Source organism: Streptomyces sp. NPDC005784 (genome assembly GCF_042871525.1).
Classification (GTDB): domain Bacteria; phylum Actinomycetota; class Actinomycetes; order Streptomycetales; family Streptomycetaceae; genus Streptomyces.
In genome coordinates, this window is sequence record NZ_JBIAIQ010000100.1 from 1 (window position 1) to 3,250 (window position 3,250).

The window sequence follows — 3,250 nt, forward strand, 5'->3', positions numbered from 1 at the left end:
AGAGCACCGCATCCCCGGCCTGCCGTGAAGCCCCGGAACCGGACAACCTGCCTTCAAGTACTACGAGTCAGCCGAGCACTCGCAGAACACCCTCTAAGAGAGGGGGAGGATGTCAAGGAGGAGTTCAGATGACCGCGGGAGCACGCCACCCCGCACGCCGTCCGCGTACCGCGTCCAGCCGCCGCCGGTCGAGCGGCGACGCGCGGCGGTCCAGCCGGGCCGCGAGCAGCCGCGCCGCCCGGTCGTACTCGCTTCCCGCGATCAGGGCGTGCAGCAGGGTCTCCTCCACCACCTCCTGCTGGGCCTTGCTGGCACCGGTGCGCGCCAGCAGGGGAAGCAGCGGCGGAAGCTGCCGTACCGCCTGCCGCCAGTCCTCCCGGACGACGGCCGACAGTGCGTCGCACAGCGGAGCGACCACCAGCGCGAACACCGCCTGGTGGTGGGCCAGCGCGTGGGCCCGTAACTGCCCGAGGGCGTCGAGGTCCCCGGCCGCGGCGAGGGCCAGCGCGCTGTGCAGGGCTGCGAAGCTCGTCGCCGGTGCGTCCAGCCAGTGCCGTGGAGCGGCGTGCAGCAGTTCGGCGACGGGCAGATCGCCACTCCAGCTGTCCGTCATGCGCGCCCGCCACAGCATCGAGGCGGAGTCGACCAGCAGTCGGCCCCCGCTCACCTGGCAGGCGATGAGTTCCCGGCGGTAGCGGCGCAGTAGTGCGGGCCGGTTGTCGAGGGACAGCTCGTGCAGGGCGGCGTGCCAGGAGACGTGGGAACGGTGACCCGCTCCGTCCCCGTGCCGGCGTAGCCACTCGTCCAGCCAGGCCAGGCCGGCACGGTGCTCGCCGGTCTCGTAGTACACGTGGGCCCGGGCGTGGACGGCGTGCCCTGCACGGGGCTGTGCGGCGAGCGCCCGGGAGGCCAGGGTCTCGGCCTCTTCCCAGCACTCCTGTTCCTGCCGGACGAAGGCCAGTTGCCCCAGATACCACCAGTCGTCCCCGTAGGTTCCCGACAGCCCCTCGACCAGTGCCCATGCCTCCTCGGCGTGGGTCACACCGTTGAAGGAGACGGTCGGTACGGCCGCACTGACCGCCAGCGCGTCCCGGGGATGGTCGGCGATGTGGCTCAACAGGGCTGCTTTGCCCCGCTCCTCGGTACCGGTCAGGCAGGCGTCCACCGCGGCGACCAGGCTGCGTTCGCGGTCGTTTGCCCGTACGGCTGCGGCCCGTCGGGCGGACGTGAGCGCCGGGGGCGTCTGCCCGACGCCTCCGGGCTCGTGGCTGAGCAGCGCCAGAGCCGCGTGGCCGACGGCGAAGTCCGGGTCGACGGCGACGGCTTCGGTCAGCAGTTCCTCGGCGCCGAGGCTGCCCGCCAGGATGCGTTTCAGGGCCCGGTCGTACAGCTCCGCCGCCTCGGGCGACGTGCTCAGGCGCTGCCCGTAGCGGTCGGTCGGTGCGGGGGTACGGCGGTCGGTGAGCACGTCCAGCAGGTTGCCGGCGACCTCGGCGGCCTGTGTGCGGATCTCCGGAACGGCGGTGGTCTCCAGCAGGTTCCCGCGCCGCGCGGCCCCGATCGTCCACAGCCGCAGGGCCGGGGCGCCGGCCGCGGGCACCAGCCGCCCGTCGCCGGCGGTGTCCAGCCCCAGACCGGCGGGGCCGGTGCGGCCGTATCCGCGTTCCAGCACGCAGCGCACCAGGGGATCCATCGTGGCGCGCGGGCCCGTCCGAGCCCCGGTGCAGTTGACCACCGCACCGACCCGCAGCCGTGTGCCGTCGCTGAGGGCGACCTCCACCGCGCCGTCGACCGGCACGGCACCGGCCACCTTCCCGGCGCCGGTTCGCAGCAGGCCCGACGTCAGCAGTCCGCGGAGCGTGGCCGCGGTCGCGGGTGCCATGCGGTGGCGGTGCACCTCCCAGGTCCGCAGGTCCTCGTCGAGGAAGCGGGCCCGGTCGGCCGCGGGCAGTTGCTGCCACAGCGCCGCCGTCAACGGGCGCAGCCCGTCCAGGGCGGGGCGCCAGTCCCCGCAGGCACGTCGGGTGGCGGACAGGTGCCGTCGCACGCTGCGGCGCAGCGCGTCGAGACCGCGTGTACCGTCCAGGTCCGGCGGCGCCTCGGCCGGCGGGGCCGCGGAGGGCAGGTGCTCCTGGGGGAGGAGCCCGTGGCGGGACACCGCGTACACCACGCGGTCCGGGCGGGCCAGCGTGGCGGCCAGGTCGACCATGGTCAGACCGGTGCCGACGAGCAGGACGTCCCCCTGCCCCGCGGGGCCCTCGAGAGCGCCCGGCGCCCAGGGGTCGGCGACGAAGCGCCCGGATCCCCTGAGCTCGGCGCCGGCCCAGTCCTGTGCCGGGGCGAGGCTGCCCAGCGCCAGTACGGCCGCGTCCACCCGCAGCTCACCGCCTCCGGCGAGCCGCAGAGCCGGCCCTGATCCCTGCTCGCGTACGGCGACGACTTCGTCCCGCACCCGGTGCAGGCGGGCGTGCCCGCAGGCGTCGGCGGTGCGCTCGACGATGTCGGTCAGGTACTGCCCGTACACCTGGCGGGGGACGAAGTCACCGGGCGCGGCGTGCGGGTTCCGGTCCGTCAGCCAGCGCAGGAAGTGCCCGGGGTCGTCGGGGAAGGCACTCATGCGGCCGGCGGGCACGTTGAGGAGATGGCGCGGATCGGACGTGCCGTAGGCGACACCCGGCCCGGTTCGCCCGGCTGGGTCGATCAGCCATATCCCGACCGTTTGGCCGAGCCTGTCGGCCTGCCGCATCAGCTGGACCGCCGTGAGCGACCCCGCCGCGCCGGCCCCGACGACTGCGACGCGGCGCATCAGAGCCGACTTCCCGAACCCGTGGCGTCGTCCGTGCGGACGCCGATGAAGCCCCCGCCCGCCGCGCCGCCGGCCGGGGCGGTCGCGGGGCCGTCCCCCGTCTTCTCGCAGGGGGTCGTGCTGCCGTCACGGGAAACGACCTTGCGCATATGCACTCCTCACGCCGAACGGAGGTCTCTCACCCCCACCCGGAGGCATCCTTGGGCACCTCGCTCGACCACGGGTCGAGGAACGGTCGCGAGGCAGGTGAACCCCGGTCATACGCAACTCCGTATCCGCAAGAGGGGGCTGACAACTGGTGCAGGTTTTCTAGTCATTCATGCTCATCTCCGGTCAGGCATCTCAGTACCTTGGTTTTGTGAGGCTTTCGGAGTGGGCGCGTCAGCAGGGCGTGAGCTACCAGACCGCCTGGCGGTGGGTGAGGGACGGGAAGATGCCCGTTCC

2 protein-coding genes are annotated in these 3,250 nt (G+C 73.6%); both read right to left on the bottom strand.

Annotation, left to right across the window (positions count from 1 at the left end; translation table 11 throughout):
- Positions 1–124: 124 nt before the first annotated feature.
- Complete coding sequence (locus tag ACFYR3_RS45560) at positions 125–2,806, bottom strand: FAD/NAD(P)-binding protein (RefSeq protein WP_389288307.1); 2,682 nt, start codon at positions 2,804–2,806, stop codon at positions 125–127.
- A complete protein-coding gene (locus tag ACFYR3_RS45565) occupies positions 2,806–2,955 on the bottom strand; it encodes a hypothetical protein (protein WP_355858921.1) in 150 nt (49 codons plus the stop codon). Before ACFYR3_RS45565 ends, ACFYR3_RS45560 begins: the two co-directional genes overlap by 1 nt.
- Positions 2,956–3,250: the final 295 nt, after the last annotated feature.

Coding starts and splice junctions, on each gene's coding strand:
- ACFYR3_RS45560 (WP_389288307.1), bottom strand. CDS start 2,806: ATGCGCCGCGTCGCAGTCGTCGGGGCCGGCGCGGCGGGGTCGCTCACG.
- ACFYR3_RS45565 (WP_355858921.1), bottom strand. CDS start 2,955: ATGCGCAAGGTCGTTTCCCGTGACGGCAGCACGACCCCCTGCGAGAAG.